This window comes from Micromonospora sp. CA-246542 (assembly GCF_050942905.1).
Lineage (GTDB): Bacteria > Actinomycetota > Actinomycetes > Mycobacteriales > Micromonosporaceae > Micromonospora.
Map to the genome: position 1 here is coordinate 5,261,455 of NZ_CP192040.1, position 17,905 is coordinate 5,279,359.

The 17,905-nt window shown below is 73.6% G+C and carries 14 protein-coding genes and 3 pseudogenes; 8 read left to right on the top strand and 9 right to left on the bottom strand.

Going from position 1 to position 17,905, the window contains the following annotated elements; all coding sequences use genetic code 11:
* Nucleotides 1-121: 121 nt before the first annotated feature.
* Nucleotides 122-1,594 carry an alpha,alpha-trehalose-phosphate synthase (UDP-forming) gene (locus ACQP0N_RS24235; RefSeq protein ID WP_433121792.1) on the top strand — a complete coding sequence of 491 codons (1,473 nt, stop codon included), beginning with the start codon at nt 122-124 and terminating at the stop codon, nt 1,592-1,594.
* Between the two features lie 13 nt (nt 1,595-1,607).
* Here the strand turns inward: ACQP0N_RS24235 and ACQP0N_RS24240 are convergent, their stop codons facing one another.
* The 6 genes from ACQP0N_RS24240 to ACQP0N_RS24265 form a co-directional block, all read right to left on the bottom strand.
* Complete coding sequence (locus tag ACQP0N_RS24240) at nt 1,608-2,402, bottom strand: alpha/beta hydrolase (RefSeq protein WP_433121794.1); 795 nt, start codon at nt 2,400-2,402, stop codon at nt 1,608-1,610.
* Nucleotides 2,403-2,472: 70 nt separating this feature from the next.
* Nucleotides 2,473-3,879 (bottom strand): flavin-containing monooxygenase, encoded by a 1,407-nt coding sequence (locus ACQP0N_RS24245; protein WP_433114349.1) that lies wholly within the window; start codon nt 3,877-3,879, stop codon nt 2,473-2,475.
* Nucleotides 3,880-3,993: 114 nt separating this feature from the next.
* Nucleotides 3,994-4,686 (bottom strand): endonuclease/exonuclease/phosphatase family protein, encoded by a 693-nt coding sequence (locus tag ACQP0N_RS24250; RefSeq protein WP_433114351.1) that lies wholly within the window; start codon nt 4,684-4,686, stop codon nt 3,994-3,996.
* Nucleotides 4,687-4,699: 13 nt separating this feature from the next.
* The gene (locus ACQP0N_RS24255) at nt 4,700-5,647 is read right to left on the bottom strand and encodes an ROK family glucokinase (RefSeq protein ID WP_355049407.1); all 948 of its coding nucleotides are present in this window, start codon (nt 5,645-5,647) and stop codon (nt 4,700-4,702) included.
* 79 nt (nt 5,648-5,726) lie between these two features.
* Nucleotides 5,727-6,419 carry a hypothetical protein gene (locus tag ACQP0N_RS24260; RefSeq protein WP_433114353.1) on the bottom strand — a complete coding sequence of 231 codons (693 nt, stop codon included), beginning with the start codon at nt 6,417-6,419 and terminating at the stop codon, nt 5,727-5,729.
* A gap of 31 nt (nt 6,420-6,450) precedes the next feature.
* Nucleotides 6,451-6,906 (bottom strand): SRPBCC family protein, encoded by a 456-nt coding sequence (locus ACQP0N_RS24265; RefSeq protein ID WP_433114355.1) that lies wholly within the window; start codon nt 6,904-6,906, stop codon nt 6,451-6,453.
* Nucleotides 6,907-7,061: 155 nt separating this feature from the next.
* Between ACQP0N_RS24265 and ACQP0N_RS24270 the strand changes: the two are divergent.
* The 7 genes and pseudogenes from ACQP0N_RS24270 to ACQP0N_RS24300 all read left to right on the top strand — a co-directional run bounded on the left by ACQP0N_RS24270 (nt 7,062) and on the right by ACQP0N_RS24300 (nt 15,325).
* Nucleotides 7,062-8,878 (top strand): annotated as a pseudogene (locus ACQP0N_RS24270) (AMP-dependent synthetase/ligase).
* A gap of 14 nt (nt 8,879-8,892) precedes the next feature.
* A complete protein-coding gene (locus tag ACQP0N_RS24275) occupies nt 8,893-10,584 on the top strand; it encodes a sensor histidine kinase (protein ID WP_433114356.1) in 1,692 nt (563 codons plus the stop codon).
* A gap of 7 nt (nt 10,585-10,591) precedes the next feature.
* On the top strand, nt 10,592-11,260 hold the full coding sequence (locus tag ACQP0N_RS24280; RefSeq protein ID WP_007072219.1) for a response regulator transcription factor: 669 nt from the start codon (nt 10,592-10,594) through the stop codon (nt 11,258-11,260).
* A 190-nt stretch (nt 11,261-11,450) separates the two neighbouring features.
* A complete protein-coding gene (locus ACQP0N_RS24285) occupies nt 11,451-12,260 on the top strand; it encodes an SAM-dependent methyltransferase (protein ID WP_355049402.1) in 810 nt (269 codons plus the stop codon).
* Between the two features lie 79 nt (nt 12,261-12,339).
* The gene (locus tag ACQP0N_RS24290; RefSeq protein WP_433121796.1) at nt 12,340-14,001 is read left to right on the top strand and encodes a putative bifunctional diguanylate cyclase/phosphodiesterase; all 1,662 of its coding nucleotides are present in this window, start codon (nt 12,340-12,342) and stop codon (nt 13,999-14,001) included.
* 71 nt (nt 14,002-14,072) lie between these two features.
* Nucleotides 14,073-14,657 carry a TetR/AcrR family transcriptional regulator gene (locus ACQP0N_RS24295; RefSeq protein ID WP_355049401.1) on the top strand — a complete coding sequence of 195 codons (585 nt, stop codon included), beginning with the start codon at nt 14,073-14,075 and terminating at the stop codon, nt 14,655-14,657.
* 12 nt (nt 14,658-14,669) lie between these two features.
* Nucleotides 14,670-15,325 (top strand): annotated as a pseudogene (locus tag ACQP0N_RS24300) (lysophospholipid acyltransferase family protein).
* Nucleotides 15,326-15,344: 19 nt separating this feature from the next.
* Here the strand turns inward: ACQP0N_RS24300 and ACQP0N_RS24305 are convergent.
* From ACQP0N_RS24305 to ACQP0N_RS24315, 3 genes and pseudogenes are all read right to left on the bottom strand, one after another.
* On the bottom strand, nt 15,345-16,469 hold the full coding sequence (locus tag ACQP0N_RS24305; protein WP_355049399.1) for a glycosyltransferase family 4 protein: 1,125 nt from the start codon (nt 16,467-16,469) through the stop codon (nt 15,345-15,347).
* A pseudogene (locus tag ACQP0N_RS24310) lies at nt 16,466-17,723 on the bottom strand (M48 family metallopeptidase). The gene ACQP0N_RS24305 and the pseudogene ACQP0N_RS24310 overlap by 4 nt, the downstream one beginning before the upstream one ends.
* Nucleotides 17,720-17,878, bottom strand: coding sequence for a hypothetical protein (locus ACQP0N_RS24315; RefSeq protein ID WP_433114359.1), 159 nt, complete (start codon nt 17,876-17,878; stop codon nt 17,720-17,722). The pseudogene ACQP0N_RS24310 and the gene ACQP0N_RS24315 overlap by 4 nt, the downstream one beginning before the upstream one ends.
* Between the last annotated feature and the right edge of the window lie 27 nt (nt 17,879-17,905).

A 17,905-nucleotide genomic window follows, 5' to 3' on the forward strand; every position in this document is an offset into this window, starting at 1 on the left:
GGGCGTAACAGTGGTGTAACTTACTGTCAGTAGGAATACCGCTGTACGTCACTTCCCCCGCTGACTGACCGGTTTTCCCTTGCTCGTGGCGGTCAGTCCTCTGCTGATCGGAATGCCCGAGATGCGACAGAGTTCCCTCGTGGTGGTGGCCAACCGCCTCCCCATCGACGACAGCCAGGCCCCGGACGGCGCCTGCGAGTGGCGACGCAGCCCCGGAGGGCTGGTCAGCGCGCTACACCCGCTGCTGCGACACACCCCGGCGATCTGGGTCGGCTGGGCCGGCGGCACCGGCCCGGCGCCCGCCCTGCCGGACGTGGACGGCGTCCACATGCACACCGTCGCTCTCAGTCACGAGGACCTGCGCGATCACTACGAAGGCTTCGCCAACGCGACCCTCTGGCCGCTCTACCACGACGCCGTCGAGCAACCCGAGCACCACCGGCGCTGGTGGGAGGCGTACCAGCGGGTCAACCAGCGGTTCGCGGAGGCGACCGCCGAGGTGGCCGAGCCGGGTGGCGTGGTCTGGATCCAGGACTATCACCTGCAACTCGTACCCGGGCTGCTGCGCGCGCTCCGCCCCGACCTGCGCATCGGCTTCTTCCTGCACGTGCCGTTCCCGCCGCCGGAGCTGTTCATGCAGTTGCCGCGCCGCGCCGAGCTGCTGCGCGGCATGCTCGGGGCCGACCTGGTGGGCTTCCAGCGCGCCCAGGCGGCACACAACTTCGCCCAGCTGGTGACCCGGGTGCTGGAACTGCCGGCCACCGACCGTCGGATCGGGATCGACGACCGGGTGGTCCGCATCGGCGCGTTTCCCGTCTCGATCGACACGGCCGAGATGGCCGCCCTCGCTGCCCGCCCCGACGTGGCCGCCCGGGCCCGCCGCCTGCGGCAGGATCTCGGCGACCCCCGGCAGGTCATCCTCAGCGTGGACCGGATGGACTACACCAAGGGCATCGAGCAGCGACTCAAGGCGTACAGCGAGCTGCTGGCCAGCGGCGACGTCAAGGTCCGCGACACGGTGCTCGTCCAGGTGGCCATGCCGAGCCGGGAACGCGTCGGTCAGTACCAGATCCTGCGCGAACGCATCGAACGCGAGGTGGGCCGGATCAACGGCGAGTTCGGGCGGGTCGGCGAGCCGGCCATCCACTACCTCACCCAGCCCTTCGACCGGGCCGAGCTGGCGGCGCTCTACCGGGTCGCCGACGTGATGGCGGTGACCCCGCTGCGCGACGGGATGAACCTGGTCGCCAAGGAGTACGTCGCCGCCCGGGTGGACGACACCGGAGCGTTGCTGCTCAGCGAGTTCGCCGGCACCGCCGCCGAGCTGTCCCAGGCGTACCAGGTGAACCCGCACGACCTGGAAGGGCTCAAGCAGGCGCTGCGCACGGCGCTGCGGGCCGACCCCGCCGACGTCACCGCCCGCATGCGGGCGATGCGCGCCCACCTGCACGAACACGACATCCGGGCCTGGGCCCGCTCCTACCTGAGCGCCCTCGACGAGACGGGCGCGCTGGTCAGCCGCCTCACCAGCACCGACGGCGCCGCCCGGGTGCCACAACCGGCGACCCGGGCGACCCAGCACGCCGGCGGCTGACCGGGGCGCTTGATCACCGGCCGGTGGGCTCCTTCTCCAACCAGTCCAGGATCGCGTCGATCGGCTCGGCCCAGCGCGCGTCGAGCATCAGGTCGTGCCCCATACCGGGGAACAGCAGCGGCGCCGACCCGTACCGGCGGGCGACCCGCGTCAACGTCGACGCCGGCACCACCCGGTCGTCCGGGCTGCCCAGCACCAGGACCGGGGGCTCACCCACGGCCGCCTCGGCCTGCGGCTCGCCCAGCAGCGCCCACTGCGCGCGCCGACCGGCCCGGCCCAGTCGCGCCACGTACCGTCGGGCGTCCTCGTCGGGCAACTCCCGGCTGAACAGCTGCGCGCGGCTGAGCCGCAGCGGTCCACCGAACACCGCCGGCAGCGTCCCGGCCGGGTTGCGGCGCACCGCCGTACCGAAGATGCCCCAGCCGCCGAAGACCGGCGCCACCAGCACCGCGCCGCGCGCCGGATAGCGCGCCATCGCGTGGGCCACCACGAGCGCCCCGGCGCCGTGCCCCACCAGGACCGCCTGGCGCGGCAGGCTCGCGGCCACCTGGGTCACATCATGGGTGTACGCGCGCAGCGTCGCCTCCGGCGCCGGCCCGCTGCCGCCGTGCCCCCGCAGGCTCAGCGCGTACGCCGGGAAGCCCCGCGACGCGGCATGGCCCAGCCAGTGCTCGGCGAACGCCCACGCCCCGTGCCCGAACCCGGGTACGAACAGCAGCGGCGGACGCCCCTGTTCCAACTCGGGTACGGCGCTGAGCACCTCACGGCGCGCCGGCCGGACCGGACGAGCCCACTCCCGGCCCCGCATGATCCGCAGCTCGGTCACTGATCCAGCCTTTCGTTCGCGACTGCGGGGCTCGCAAGCTCACTCCTCGCACTCACTTACCCTCCAGGTCAATCAGGGCGCGCTGGACGGCGCGCAGGTAGTCGGCGTGCCCGACCTCGAACCAGTGCCGGCTGCTGTCCTTGACCTGACCCGCGTAGCGCTCCCCGGCCCGGTCCCGGACCCGCTGCGCGAACGCGGCGGCCCGCTCGGGTCGGTCCCGGCGGGCCCGCAGCAGCCGCGCGAAGAGCACCGTCTGCCAGTGCGACAGGGTGAACAGACCGGAGTCCGGCTGCACCAGACCGGCGACGGCCAGCGTGGGGTGTCCCGGCGTGAAGGCGTTGAGCCAGAGCGTGGGACGGCCGGTACCGGCGCTGTCGCCGAACACCGACGCGTCGAGGAACTCGAAGCGCGGCAGGTAGCCGGTGGCGAAGATGACCAGCTCGGGGTCGATCTCGCGGCCGTCGGCCAGCTCGACGGCGTACGGCTGGAACCGGGCGATGTCGGGCACCGGGCCGATCCCGCCGTGGCCCACGTAGTAGACGAGCTGGCTGTTGGCGATCGGGTGCGTCTCGTACACCCGGTGGTCGGGCTTGGGCAGCCCGAAGCGGGTCAGGTTGCCGACGGTCAGCCGCATCGTCCAGTGGTAGAGCCACTGGCGGACCCGCAGCGGCACCCGCAGTGACAGCAGCGCGTCGTTGATCTGGTCGGCCGGACGGCCCAGCACGTACTTCGGGGCGTACCAGTAGCCACGCCGGGTGGAGTGCCAGCAGCGCGACGCCTGCTGGGCGGCCTCGACGGCGATGTCACAGCCGGTGTTGCCGGCACCGACCACGAGCACCCGCTTGCCGCGCAACTGCGCCGGGTCCTTGTAGGACGACGCGTGCATGATCTCGCCGCGGAACTCCTCCAGGCCCTCGTAGCGGGGCAGCTTCGGCGACCAGTTGTGCCCGTTGGCGATCACCACGGCGGCGTAGCGGGAGGTGCGCTCCGGGCCGTACCCGCCGGTGGAGCGGGTCGTCACGTCCCACCGCTCCCCCGGCGCGGGCTCGACCCGGACGACCTCGGTGCCGAACCAGATGTGCGAGCGCAGGTCGAAGTGGTCGGCGTACCGCTCGAAGTACGACAGGAGCTGGCCGTGGTGGGGGTAGTCCGGCCAGGAGTCCGGCATCGGGAAGTCGGGGAACTGGGTGAACGGCTTCGACGAGATCAGGTGGGTGCTGGCGTACACCGGGCTGCGGTCGTGCCGCCAGTTCCAGGCCCCGCCGACGCCGGTCTCGCGTTCGTAGCAGTCCACCCCGAACCCGTGCTCGCGCAGATTCTTGATGGCCGTCAGGCCGCTGGCCCCGGCGCCGATGACGCAGACCGTGTCGCCCCGGTCGGAGAGCGAGCGGCCGTCGCGGCTCTGCGCGGGTGGGATCGCATCCGGGTCGGGCCGGCCCTGGTCGGTGGAGGTGGACACCGGGACATCTCCTTTTGTGCGGCACGGGTGCCGGTTCGCCGCGAAATCCTCTCCACATCGGAGCCGGATGTCCAGCCCCGGCGCGGACCGATCGGCGGTCTCGACCGGTGGGGGTCAGGCCGTGGTGGGCAGCAGCAGGTCGACGAGCACCGGGAAGTGGTCACTGGCCCGGCGGGTCTGCGGAGTGTCCACCACGTCGTAGTCGACCACCGTGATCCGGGGGTCGACGAAGAGCGCGTCGATGCGCCGGCGCGGGTCGGCGCACGAGTAGGTGAGCCGTTCCGCCCGGTCGGCCGCGACCGCCGCGTCGGTCAGGCCCCGCGACACCGTCGCCCAGGCCGGCCCGTCCGGGCCCTCGTTCAGGTCGGCGCCCGCCACCACCGGAGCATTGGCGGCGTCCAGGCCGCGTCGGAACTCGGCGGCCTGCGCGGGCCGTTCCGCCGGGTCGGTGGACAGGTGCGAGCCGGCGAGGGTGAAGCGGGCGTCGCCGACCCGGCAGTCGGCGTACGCCGCGCCGCGCAGGTGCCGGCCCGGGGTCAGCGGAAACCGCTGGCACCGGGCGCCGCGCACCTGCACCCGCAGGCTGGTCAGCAGCAGGTTGCCCAGGGCGGGCAGCCCTCCGGCGGCCACCACCAGGCCGAACGACTCGGCCAGCGTGGCCGACTTCTGCCGCCACCGGAACCGGCGCGGACCCTCCTGCACGATCACGACGTCCGGCTTCGCGGCCCGGACGACCGCCGCCAGCGCGGCGGTGTCGTCGCGCTGGCTGTGGATGTTGTACGACACCACGCGCAGCGGTACGCCCATGTCCTGGCCGCCCTCAGATCCGGCGGGCCAGGTCGGCCGCGCCGATCACCCCGGCGCTGTTGCCCAGCTCGGCGGGGAGGACCTCGGCCACCGGCAGGCGTCCCCGCTGGGCCAGCGCGTCGAGGTACGAGCGACGCGTCGGGCCGAGCAGCAGGTCACCGGCGTCGATCACGCCGCCGCCGACGACCAGGGCCTGCGGGTCGAGGATCTGCGCCATGTCGGCGAGGCTGGTGCCCAGCCACCGGCCGATCTGCGCGAAGGCCTCGGCGGAGACCGGGTCGCCGCCCTGCGCGGCGGCGGTCACCATGTGGCCGGTGATCGCCTCGGGCTCGCCGCCGGCCAGCTCCAGCAGGGCGGTGGCCCGCTGCGGCTCCTGTCGGGCGCCGGCGCGGGCGAAGCGGACCAGGGCGCTGCCGCTGGCGTACTGCTCGATGCAGCCGAGCCGCCCGCAGCCGCACTGGTGCCCGTCCGGTACGGCCAGCATGTGGCCCAGCTCCGCGGCGATGCCGTGCGCGCCGCGCATCAGCTCGCCGCCGAGGACGATGCCACCGCCGACGCCGGTGCCGATGGTGAACATGATCATCGAGTCGTCGGCGGCGCGGGCCGCGCCGTAGCGGAACTCGGCCCACGCGGCCACGTTGGCGTCGTTCTCCACGATCACCGGCAGGCCGACGGCGGCGCTCACGTACTCGCGCAGCGGCTCGTCGCGCCAGGCCAGGTTGGGGGCGAAGAGCACGGTCGAGCGGGTGGCGTCGATCCAGCCGGCCGCGCCGATGCCGACCGCCTCGATCGTCCGCCCGGCGGCCAGCTCGTCGACCAGCTCGATGATGACGTCGCGGGTCTTCGCGACGTCGTCGGCGGGGGTGTCCCGTCGGCTCTGCACGAGGACCGTGCCGGTGTCGTCCACGACACCGCCGGCCACCTTCGTGCCACCCACGTCGACTCCGATGGTCAGCGTCACCGCCGCCGCTCCCCTCTGCTGTGCTGTCCGGATCGCGCGCGCCACGGGGCACGCCGGTCCGGATCGCGATGTCCCGCGCTCAGGCGCCGCCGCCCGGCGCGTCCGCGCCGGTGTCGTCGGACGCCCGCGAAGCGGGCACCACGGGTCGGCTGGTCGGCACCGGCGCGGCCACCGCCCCGGCGTCGTCGACGGGTGCCGCGGTGGCCGGGGCGGACGTGTCCGCCGACCGGGTGGCGACCGACCAGACATCCCGCTCCGGCGCCGGTTGGGAATCATGCCCGGTGCGGGTGGCATCGCGCCACACGTGCTCGTCGACGGCCTCGGCCGACCGCGCGGTCGAGGCGGACCGCACCGGCTCGCCATCGCCGCCCGCACCGGCCGCCGCCTGCGACGACGCGGCCGACTCCGGCACGGTCGTCGGGGACGGCTCCGGCGGCGTGAACGCGCGGAGCAGGCTGGCCACGCCGGCGGCGAGGTCGCCCGCGCCGGTGGCGAGGCGTTCGGCGAATTCCGGACTCGGATCGCGCAACGCGGCGATGCCACGACAGACCGGGCAGACGCAGCATTCGGCCGAACCGGTGGCGAAACCACCACGGGCGCGATCGCCGCCGCCCGGAGCGGCACTGTGACCGAGGACACCGGCCAACATCCCGCCCAACGGGCCGAACGCGCCGCCCGTCGACCCGCTGGACGCCAGACGCGCCCCCGCGAGCAGGGCCGCCACCAGACGTTCCGCCTCTTCCCGGGCCGAACCCGGGTCCGTTCCGCCCACCCTCGGCTCCTCTACCCCACCGCCGGACGCGTCACTGCGCCACGCCGGATGCTTCTACCCGGCGCTTGAGCTGCTTCAACGCCGTATCCATGATCATTTTCTCGGCCTTGCGCCGAAACATGCCCAGCATCCCCACGGACAGCTCGACCTCCAGCGTGTACGTCACCGTGGTGGTCCCGTCCGGGTTCCCCACCAGGTCGTACGAGCCACGCTGGCTCTTCTGCATCTTCGAGGGGGCGACCAGGTGCCACTCGACGCGGGACAGGTCCTCGGCGTACTCGTAGGCGAGCACGTACTCGTCGGCCATCACCCCGGCGTCGATGGTGAACCGCACCTGGCTGGCGTAGCCGTCCTCGTACTCCTCGATCACCTCGGCACGGCGGACCGCCTCGGTCCACTCCGGGTAACTCGGGAAGTCGCAGATGACCGTCGCCACCCGGTCGGGTGACGCGCCGATGATGATCGACTGGGTGGAGGAGTCCGCCATGGGGGGAGGCTACCCGGCTGACGCCGCGCACACCCCGCGCCGCCCCCGCCGCGCCCTGCCTACCCCACCCGAACCGCCCGCCGGGTAGGTTTCGACAGAGCCGACGCTCTCGGGCAGAGTCCGGCCCAGGCCAGTGCGAGCACGAAGGAGTGCAAGTGCGCGAGTTCTCCGTTCCGCCGATCGTCACCGTTGGCGAGGCGGCCAACCTCACCGATCCGGTCTGGGACAACGCCGAGATCGCGCCGGACACCGTGCAGTTCGCCCGCGCCACCCGCTCCGCCGACGGCGGCGACACCACCACCTGGGCCGAAGTGACCTGCCTGCAGTTCCGCGACGAGGTGGCGGCCGTGGCCCGGGGCCTGATCGCCGTCGGCGTCCAGCCGGGCGCGCGGGTCGCCCTGATGAGCCGGACGCGCTACGAGTGGACCCTGCTCGACTACGCCATCTGGGCGGCCGGCGGGGTCACCGTACCGATCTACGAGACCTCCAGCGCCGAGCAGGCCGCCTGGATCATCGCCGACTCCGGCGCGGTCGCCGCGCTCGTCGAAACGGACGCCCACGCCGACCTGGTCGCCGGTGTCCGCGACCGCCTCCCCGAGCTGACAAACGTCTGGCAGATCGACCGGGGCGCGGTCGACGAGCTGGTCGCCGCCGGTGCGACGGTCGAGCTGGCCCAGGTGGAGCAGCGTCGCAAGGCGGTCCGCGCCGACGACCTGGCCACCATCATCTACACCAGCGGCACCACCGGCCGCCCCAAGGGCTGCGTGCTGACCCACCGCAACATGTACGCCGACATCGCCAACGCGGTGCCCGTACTGCCGAACCTGTTCAACGCCGGCGCGAGCACCCTGCTCTTCCTGCCGCTGGCGCACGCGTTCGCCCGGCTCATCCAGATCGGCGTGGTGCAGGCGCGGGCCACCCTCGCCCACTGCGCGGACACCAAGAACCTGGTCGGCGAGTTGCAGGAGTTCCGCCCGACCTTCGTGCTGTCCGTACCCCGGGTGTTCGAGAAGGTCTACAACGCGGCCAAGCAGAAGGCCGAGGCCGACGGCAAGGGCGGCGTCTTCGCCCGCGCCGAGCAGGTCGCCATCTCGTACAGCGAGGCGCTGGAGACCTCGCGCGGGCCGGGCCTGGCGCTGCGGGCGCAGCACGCGGTCTTCGACCGGCTCGTCTACCGCAAGCTGCGCGCCGCGCTCGGCGGGCGGTGCCGCGACGCCATCTCCGGCGGCGCGCCCTGGGCGCGCGGCTCGGCCACTTCTTCCGCGGCGTCGGCGTCACGGTCCTGGAGGGGTACGGGTTGACCGAGACGTCGCCCGCCGCCGCCGCGAACCTGCCCACCGGCACCCGGATCGGGAGCGTCGGCCGGCCGCTGCCCGGCGTGACCGTCCGGATCGAGGACGACGGCGAGATCCTGATCTCCGGCGAGCTGGTGTTCCAGGGTTACTGGCACAACGATGCGGCGACCGCGGAGGCGCTCAGCCCCGACGGCTGGTTCCGCACCGGCGACCTGGGCCAGCTCGACTCCGACGGCTACCTGAGCATTACCGGCCGCAAGAAGGAGCTGATCGTGACCGCCGGCGGCAAGAACGTCGCGCCGGCGGTGCTGGAGGACCAGGTCCGGGCGCACCCGTTGATCAGTCAGTGCGTCGTCGTCGGAGACGCGAAGCCGTTCATCGCGGCGCTGGTCACCATCGACGAGGAGGCGCTGCCGGCCTTCCTGGCGAACGCCGGACTCCCCCCGGAGACCTCGGTCGAGACGCTGCGCGACCACGAGGGCCTGCGCGCCGAGGTGCAGTCCGCCGTCGACGCCGCGAACCAGACCGTGTCGAAGGCCGAGGCGATCAAGGTCTTCCGGATCCTGCCCCGCGACTTCGCCGAGGCCACCGGCGAGCTGACCCCGTCGCTCAAGGTCAAACGCCAGGTCGTCCACAAGACGTACGCGGCGGAGATCGCCGACATCTACCGCGGCTGACTACGATCCGTCACGTGCCCGCATCCACAACCGCCGCCCCACACCCGCATCCTCTCGCCGCGGCCGCCCGCCTGGTGATGCTGGCGCTGGTCGCGATCCTGACCCTGTTCGCCACCCGCGACGTCACCCAGCTGTGGTGGATCGCGCTGCTGGCGGTCGCCGGGCTGCCCTCCCTGCTCGCACCGCAGCACCGGCTGGTCGGGCCGCTGAGCCGGGTGGCCGAGGTGGTGGTGCTGGGGCTGGCCGCGAGCCAGGTCGCCGCGGTCGCGTCGATCGGCGGCACGGTCGACGGGCTGGGCGCCTCCGCCGTGCTGCCCTACCTGGCGGTGCCGGTTACCGTCACCGCGCTGCGCCGCCGTTTCCGCGAGGGCGCGGCGCTGCTCGCGGTGACCGCCGGCACGCTGCTGGTCAGCGGCGCGTTGACCGAGGTCGACGGGGAACGTCAACTCGGCCAGGTGGGCTACCTCGCGGTCTGCGCGCAGTGGTTGATCCTGGCCACGCTCGGGCTCTACGCCGCCGGCACCCTGCACCGGGTGATGGCCGTACGCGCCGACGGCAAGCCCCAGCCGTACGCCGAGGCCACCCGGCTGTTGACCCAACTGCGGACGGTGGCCCGGCAACTGCCCGGGGCGACCCTGGACCCGGGGGGCATCTCCGAGCACCTGATCGACGAGCTGCGCACGGTGGCCCGGGCGGACCGGGGCGCGGTGCTGTCCGCCAGCGGCGGCGGCCGGCTCGTGGTCCTCGCCCAGGCCGGGGCGGACCGGGTGGACTGGGAGACGACGCTGGACGCGGACTCGGCCATCGCCGACGCCTGGGCCAGTCAGCAGGCCACCACCGCCGCCCGCTCGCAGTCCCGCTCGCACCGGGGTCCGGACGTGTCCGCGCTGATCGTCCCGCTGGTCGCGGGGGTACGCACGGTGGGGCTGGTGGTGCTGGAGGCCGATGTCGCGCAGGCGTACCCGCCGCCGGTCGTGTCCCGGGTGACCGGGTTGACCCGGCCCGCCGCGCTGCGGCTGGAGGCGGCGCTGCTGTTCGACGAGGTCCGGTCGCTGGCCACCAACGAGGAGCGCCAGCGGCTGGCCCGGGAGATCCACGACGGGGTGGCGCAGGAGTTGGTGATGGTCGGCTACGGCATCGACAACGCCCTAGCCACCGTCTTCGACGACGCGGACGAGACGGCCGAGGCCCTGCGGACGCTGCGCGCCGAGGTGACCCGGGTGATCCAGGAGCTGCGGCTGAGCCTCTTCGAGCTGCGCAGCGAGGTGGACCGGCAGGGTGGCCTGGCCGCGGCGATCGCCGAGTACGCCCGCACCGTCGGCGCGTCGGGCGGGTTGCGGGTGCACCTGTCGCTGGACGAGTCCACGGCCCGCCTGCCGGCCGCCACCGAGGCCGAGTTGCTGCGCATCGCGCAGGAGGCCGTGACCAACGCCCGCAAGCACGCCGGAGCGTCCAATTTGTGGGTCACCTGTGAGGTCGACCCCCCGTACGCGCAAATAGAAGTGTCGGATGACGGTCAGGGGATGGCTGACCAGCGCCCCGACGGGCGGTACGGTCTTGCGATCATGGCCGAGAGGGCGGAACGTATCCGGGGCCGGTTGGAGATCAGGCCGCGGCAACCCAGCGGCACGACCGTGGCGGTGGTTCTCGGCACCTCGGCCCGGCGCGATAACGTGCGTGACAGCGCAGCACCAGAAGGGGAGTAACCCGAGGATGACCACAAGTCCGACACCGGCCACCCGCACCAAGGTTCTCCTTGTCGACGATCATGACCTGATTCGTAAGGGCCTGCGGCACGCCTTCGAGCGCGACCGTCAGTTCGAGGTCGTCGGCGAGGCCGCGACCGCGGCAGAGGGGGTACGCCAGGCCGGCGCCCTCCAGCCGGATGTGGTGATCATGGATCTGCGGCTGCCCGACGGCAGCGGCCTGGAGGCCACCCGCGCGCTGCGCAAGTCCAGCGCGTCGATGGGCATCGTGGTGCTGACCATGTACGCCGGCGACGACCAGCTCTTCGGCGCCCTGGAGGCCGGTGCGAGCGCCTTCGTGCCCAAGACCGCCCCGGCCGACGAGGTCGTGGCCGCCGCGCGGCACGCCGCCTCGTCGCCGAGCGCGTTCACCGCCGCCGACCTGGCCGAGGCGATGAAGCGCCGGCTCGCCCCCTCCGGCCCGCAGCTCTCCCCCCGCGAGGGTCAGGTGCTGCGGCTGCTCGCCGACGGGATGAGCGTGGCGGGCATCGCCAAGCAGCTGTTCGTCAGCGAGTCCACGGCGAAGACGCACATCTCCAAGCTCTACGAGAAGCTCGGCGCCGCCAACCGGGCCCAGGCCCTGATGACCGCGCTGCGACTCGGCCTGCTCGAAGCGCCGGACGCGCCGAAGTTCTAAACGCGCGCCCGTTCGTCGAGCGGAATCCCGTAACCGAAGGTCCGCGCCGGCTCGCCGCCGGCGCGGACCTTCGCGTATCGACCGACGTCCGCGACGAGTGGACGGGCACGCTATGGTCTGGCGGGTACCGCGGGGGCAGAATACGCGCGCGGGCGATGACGTCCGCGTCGTGGACTCAAGGGGTGAGCGCATGCAGCGGCCGGACTGGGCGCCCGACACCATCGACATCGAGCGCCCGAGCGTCGCCCGGATGTACGACTACTACCTCGGCGGATCGCACAACTTCGCCGCCGACCGGGCCGCCGCGCAGGCGATGGTGGCGGCCGTACCGGAGGCGCCGCTGGCCGCGCAGGCCAACCGGGCGTTCCTGCGCCGGGCGGTCCACCACCTCGCCGAGGCCGGCGTACGCCAGTTCCTGGACATCGGCTCGGGCATCCCCACGGTCGGCAACGTGCACGAGATCGCCCAGCGGATCGACCCGGCGTCGCGGGTGGTCTACGTGGACGTCGACCCGGTCGCGGTGGCGCACAGCCGGGAGATCCTGGCCGGCAACGACCGGGCGACGATCGTCCAGGAGGACCTGCGGCACCCGGAGCGGATCCTGGCGCATCCCGACACGCGCAGGCTGCTCGACCTCAGCCAGCCGGTGGCGGTGATGATCGTGGCCGTCCTGCACTTCGTCCCCGACGACGACCGGCCGGCGGAGTTGCTGGCGACGCTTCGGGACGCGTTGGCGCCCGGCAGCTACCTGGTGTTGTCGCAGGCCAGCGACGACGGCCGCGCCGGGGAGGAGCGCGCCGAGGCCGAACGCGTCTACCGGCGCACCGACAGCCCGCTCACCATTCGCAACCGGGCCGAGTTGACCGCCCTCTTCGACGGGTTCGAGCTGGTCGATCCGGGTGTCGTCTGGGTGCCACAGTGGCGACCGGACACCCCCGAGAGCGCGGAGGACGCCGAGCGGGCGGTCTTCATGGGCGGCGTCGGGCGACTCGGTGACTGAGCCGCCCTCGGCGGTCACCCGCCCCGGCACCTTCGCCCGCGCCTGGGCCAAGGCGGTCTCTGGCACGAGCTACCTACCGATGACACAGGCCCAGCTCGAGGCCCTGTTGCAGAGGCTCGCCGGTCAGTTGGCCCAGGCGCTGCTCGCCGAGCCGTTCGACCTGCGGGCCGGGCACCGGGTCGGTGCGGAGCTGGTCGCCGCGCACATCGCGTCCGCCGAGGGACTGGGCCGTACCGTCGAGGTGATCCAGCTTCGGCTCGTGCGGGACCTGGGACTGGTGTCCGAGGACGTCGAGGACCGGATGGCCCGACTCCTGGCCGCCGTGGCGACCGGTTACGCCCGCGCGTTGCGGGACCGCACGCTCGATGAGCAGGAGTCCATCCGCCGGGCCGCCATGATGGCGCGTACGCAGGCCGAACGGGCGCTGCGGGCCAGCGAGGCGCGGTTCCGCCACCAGGCCACCCACGACCCGCTCACGGGTCTGCCCAACCGGACGCTGTTCACCGAGCGGCTCACCGCCGCGCTCAACGAGCCGGGCCGGGGCGCCCAGCGCGTCGGGGTGTGCTTCCTCGACCTGGACCGCTTCAAGGTGGTCAACGACACGCTGGGACACCAGGTCGGCGACCGGTTGCTGACCACGGTGGCCGACCGGCTGCGCCAGTCCCTCGGTGAGCATCTGGTGGCCCGCCTCGGTGGGGACGAGTTCGTCATCCTGGTGGAGGGCGCGGGCGGCACCGACGCGGTCGTGGAGGTCGCCGAGAGCGCTCTGGCCGCGGTCCGGACCCCGGCGGTGGTCGACGGGCACGAGCTTCAGGTCACGGCGAGCATCGGCATCGTCGAGCGGCAGGTGGCGGGTTCCAACCCGAGTGACCTGATGCGGGCCGCCGACAGCACCCTGCACTGGGCGAAGTCGGCCGGAGGGGCGCGCTGGGCGCTCTACGACGCCGAGCGCAACCGCCGCGAGCTGGCCCGGTACGCCCTGTCGGCGGCCATCCCGGCCGCGTTGGAGCGGGGCGAGTTCTATCTCGACTACCAGCCCCTGACCTCGCTGCGCGACGGCCGACTGCTCGGTGTGGAGGCGCTGGTCCGGTGGCGACACCCGGAGCTGGGCGTCCTACGGCCGGACAGCTTCATCGCGCTGGCCGAGGAGACCGGCCTGATCGTGCAACTGGGCGGGTGGGTGCTCGCCGAGGCGTGCCGGGAGGCGGAGGCGTGGTCGACGACGGGCGGCGCGCAGGCGCCGTTCGTGAGCGTCAACCTGGCCGTCCGGCAGGTGCACCGGCCCGGCCTGGTGGCGGAGGTCCGTACGCTGCTGAGCCAGACCGGCCTGCCGCCCGAACGACTCCAGTTGGAGATCACCGAGAGCACGATGATGAGCAGCGCCAAGGAGCCCGTCCGGGCGCTACGGCTGCTGGCCGACCTGGGCGTACGCATCGCCATCGACGACTTCGGCACCGGCTACAGCAATCTGGCGTACCTGCGGGATCTGCCCGTCACCGAGCTGAAGGTGGCCGGCGAGTTCGTGGCTGGCCTGCGGTCGCCGGCGGTGGGGCGTACCGACGAGCGGATCCTCGCCTCGCTGGTGTCGCTGGCGCACGCGCTCGACCTCACGGTGACCGCCGAGGGGGTGGAGACCGCCGGGCAGGCCGAGCGGCTGCGGGCGATCGGCTGCGACGCCGCCCAGGGCTGGCACTTCGGGCGCCCGGCCCCTGCCGACCGCATCCTGGCCCGCATGCGCTGAGCCCGCACGGGCGCCCACACCGTCACCCACCGCCGTAGACAATGTCTACGGCGAACTGGTAGACAGTGTCTATGACCGTGGAGGAGGCCGGAGTCCGGGACCGGCTGGTGGCGGCCGGAGTCGACCTCGTGCTGCGTGAGGGCCAGTCCGCCGTGTCCCTGCGGGAGATCGCCCGTCGGGCGGGCGTGTCGCACGGCGCCCCGCGCCGCTACTTCCCCACCCACGTCGACCTGCTCTCGGCCATCGCCCGGGAGGGCTTCGCCGACCTCACCGCCCGGGTGGAGCGGACGATGCACGCGGCCGGCGCGGAGCCGCGTACCCGACTGGTCGCGCTGGCCCGGACGTACCTGGACTTCGCCGCCGGGCACCGGGGCATGTTCGAGCTGATGTTCCGCCACGACCTGCTGGCCAGCAGCCGTCTGCGGCTGCGCGAGACGAGCCTGCCGCTGTTCACCCTCCTGACCGACCTGGTTGCCCAGACACGCCGGCCGACCGCCCCACCCGCGCCGGTCGTGGCCGGCGCGCTCTGGGCCAACCTGCACGGCATCGCTCAACTCTGGGCCTGGGGCAGCCTGCCGCTGGCCACCGGCGACCGCGACGACGACACCGTGCTGCGGGCCGCGCTCGACGCGCACCTCGGCCCCGCACGGAACTGAACGGGAGAAGACGTGCCCCTGCTGTACGACCTCAGCAAACTGACCGTCGGCTCGGCCCTGCGACTGGGCTGGCGACCCCGCGTCCAAGGGCTGGAGCACCTGCCCCGCCGAGGCGGGGCGATCCTCGCCAGCAACCACCTGTCCGTCGCCGACCAGGTGGTCCTCGCCTGCCTGACACCCCGACACGTGACGTTCTGGGCCAAGGCCGAGTACTTCACCGGCAGCTGGCTCAGCCGGCACGTCGTGGCCGGCATGGGCGCCATCCGCGTCGAACGGGCCGGCGGCCGGGCCGCCCTCACGGCCTTCGACGCGGCCGTGCCGGTGCTGCGCGCCGGCGGTCTCGTCGCCATCTTCCCGGAGGGCACCCGCCCCCCGACGGGCGGCTCTACCGCGGCCGCACCGGAATGACCCGGTTGGCGCGCGACGCCGAGGTGCCGATCATCCCGGTCGGCGTACTCGGCACCGCCGAGGTGTTGCCGGTCGACGCGCGAATCCCCCGCCGACACCCGGTCGCCCTGCGCTTCGGCCCGGCGATCCCGGTCGCCGGCCGCATCACCGGGCCGCGCGACATCCGGGCCATCACCGACGAGGTGATGGCCGCGATCCAAGGGCTCACCGACCAGGAGTACGTCCCCAGCTACGCCCCGCCCCGGCAGACCCGACCCTGAGCAGCAGCGGCGGCGACGGTCAGCCGGCCAGCAGGGCCGCCATCCGCTGCGCCTGCGCCTCCCAGCGCCACTCCCGCTCCACCCACGCCCGGCCGGCCGCCCCGAGTTGGCGGGCCAGGTCCCGGTCGCCGAGCAGCCGGGCGACCCGGTCAGCGAGCTGCGCGACGTCCCGGCCACGGACCACGTACCCGGTCTCGCCCTCCCGGACCGCATCGGGCGCGCCGCCGGAGTCGCCGGCCACCACCGGCAGGCCGGTCGCGGACGCCTCCAGGTAGACGATGCCCAGCCCCTCCACGTCCAGGCCGCGGTTGCGGGTACGGCAGGGCATGGCGTAGACGTCGCCGGCCGCGTAGTGCGCGGGCAGGTCGGCCGCCGGCACCGAGCCGGTGAAGACGACGTCCCGCTCGACGCCGGTCTGGCGGGCCAGCTTCTCCAGGGTGGCCCGGTACGGCCCGCCGCCGACGATCAGCAGCGCCGCGTCGGGCACCCGACGGCGGATCTCCGGCAGTGCCCGGATCAGCATGTCCTGGCCCTTGCGCGGCACGAGACGCGACACGCAGACCACCACCGGCCGGTCGGTCAGCCCCAACCGGGCCCGGACCGGCTCGCCGTCCACCGACGGGTGGTAGGCGTCCACGTCCACGCCCGGCGCGAGCCGCCGCAGGTCGGTCACCCCGGCCAGCACCCGGGCGAGCCGGGCGCGCGTGTACTCGCCGAGGTAGGTGGTCACGTCGACACCACGCCCGATGCGCCGCAACGCCGGCCGCGCGGCCGGCAGCGCCGCCCAGCCCACCTCGTGGCCGTGGGTCTGCGCCACCACCCGGCGTACGCCCGCACGCCGGCGCAGACCGGCGGCGAGCAACCCCAGCGGGGCCGCCGCGCCGAACCACACCGTGTCGCAGTCGTACGCGCGGGCGAGCCGGGCGGCACGCCGGGCGATCAGCGGGGTGGGCAGGAGCACCCGGGTGCGTTCCCGGATCACCTCGAACGGCTGGTCGGCGTCGAACTTCTCCGCACCGCGCCAGCTCGACGCGTAGACGACCACCGACCCCGCCGGCTGACGCACGGCGAGGTTGTGCACGAAGGACTGGATGCCACCCGGGCGGGGCGGAAAGTCGTTCGTGATCAGCAAGGTGCGGCTCATCGGCGTGCCTCCCGGGCGTACGCGCGGGCGGCGGCCATCCGCTCCACGGTGGACGGATGCGAGGCCGAGTAGAGGTATTCCCACCGCGGCGGGTCGGGGTCGCCCAGGTTGACCGTGCCGAGACGGCGCTGCATCGACTCGAAGGCCGCCGGGTCGCCGGTGAGCGCGAGCGCGTGCGCGTCGGCCCGCGCCTCCACCCGCCGCGACACCAGCGCCTGCACCGGGGTGGCGACCAGACCAGCCACCGTGACCAGGGCAATCACCAGCGGAAACGCGCGTGGATGGGCGATCGAGTCGACGCCGGCCAACCGCAGGAGCAGCCCCCACGAGCCGAGCAGGTAGAGGGCCACCACCGCGGCGGCGACACCCAGCGCCCCGGTCAGCGTGCCGACCGCCACGTCGGAGTCCTTCGCATGGCCCAGCTCGTGCGCCACCACGGCCGTCACCTCGGCGGGGTCGGCCTCGCGCAGCAGCGTGTCGTAGACGACCACCCGGCGGGTCGGGCCGAGGCCGGAGACGTACGCGTTGACCGCCGTGGTCCGCCGGGAGGCGTCGGCGACGAGCACGTCGCGCACCGGCACCCCGTCGCGGGCGGCCATGCTCATCAGCTCGGTGCGCAGCGCACCCTGCTCCATCGGGGTGAACTTGTTGAACACCGGCTCCACGAGCACCGGCAGCACGAACGACAGCAGCACCACCAGCAGGGCCGCGCCCGCCGCGCCCAGCGCCCACCACCAGCGCGGCGCGAGCCGGATGACCAGGTAGAAGCCGAAGAGCGCCACCGCACCGATCACGGCGCTCACCGCGTACGACTTGAGCAGGTCGACGGCCCAGCCACTCCATCCGTTGGTGCTGAGCCCGTAGCGGGTCAGGACGGTCTGCCGCCAGGCGGAGAACGGAAGGGTGAGCAGGTCGGCGACGAGCACCACGGCGAGGCCGCCGAGCACCGCCTGGGCGATCCAGTGCCCACCGAAGGGCCGGCCCACCAGCTCGACCAGGCGACTGCCCAGCGGGGTGAGCCCCAGCGCGACGGCGATCAGCAGCCCCACGGCGAGCGCGGCGTAGCCGCCGGGGCGCAGCGCGGCGCGGAACTCACGCCCCGGGCCACCTGGTCGGCCGGGAGATCCCGCAGAGCGGCGAGCTGGTCGGCACGGGGGCCGGGGGCCGGTGCCAGGGGACGAACACGGCGACGGTCACCAGCAGGGCCACCGTCAACCCGGCCAACGTCAACAACGCCCAGCCGCGCGGGCTCACCGGGGCACCGCCGTGGCCACCACGCCCAGCGCCCGGGCGCGATCACGCCGGCACGCGGTGGCGTCGTGCCGCCGCGCGTGGCAGCGCCAACGCCACCCGGCGCCGGCGCGCGGGGCGCCGACGGGCCCGTCGTGCTCGCGTCGTACCCCGCTCATCCCGCCGCTCCTCCCGCCGTGACCGCC

Coding starts and splice junctions, on each gene's coding strand:
- ACQP0N_RS24280 (WP_007072219.1), top strand. CDS start 10,592: ATGACCACAAGTCCGACACCGGCCACCCGCACCAAGGTTCTCCTTGTC.
- ACQP0N_RS24285 (WP_355049402.1), top strand. CDS start 11,451: ATGCAGCGGCCGGACTGGGCGCCCGACACCATCGACATCGAGCGCCCG.
- ACQP0N_RS24240 (WP_433121794.1), bottom strand. CDS start 2,402: ATGCGGGGCCGGGAGTGGGCTCGTCCGGTCCGGCCGGCGCGCCGTGAG.
- ACQP0N_RS24250 (WP_433114351.1), bottom strand. CDS start 4,686: ATGGGCGTACCGCTGCGCGTGGTGTCGTACAACATCCACAGCCAGCGC.
- ACQP0N_RS24290 (WP_433121796.1), top strand. CDS start 12,340: ATGACACAGGCCCAGCTCGAGGCCCTGTTGCAGAGGCTCGCCGGTCAG.
- ACQP0N_RS24315 (WP_433114359.1), bottom strand. CDS start 17,878: ATGAGCGGGGTACGACGCGAGCACGACGGGCCCGTCGGCGCCCCGCGC.
- ACQP0N_RS24295 (WP_355049401.1), top strand. CDS start 14,073: ATGACCGTGGAGGAGGCCGGAGTCCGGGACCGGCTGGTGGCGGCCGGA.
- ACQP0N_RS24235 (WP_433121792.1), top strand. CDS start 122: ATGCGACAGAGTTCCCTCGTGGTGGTGGCCAACCGCCTCCCCATCGAC.
- ACQP0N_RS24305 (WP_355049399.1), bottom strand. CDS start 16,469: ATGAGCCGCACCTTGCTGATCACGAACGACTTTCCGCCCCGCCCGGGT.
- ACQP0N_RS24265 (WP_433114355.1), bottom strand. CDS start 6,906: ATGGCGGACTCCTCCACCCAGTCGATCATCATCGGCGCGTCACCCGAC.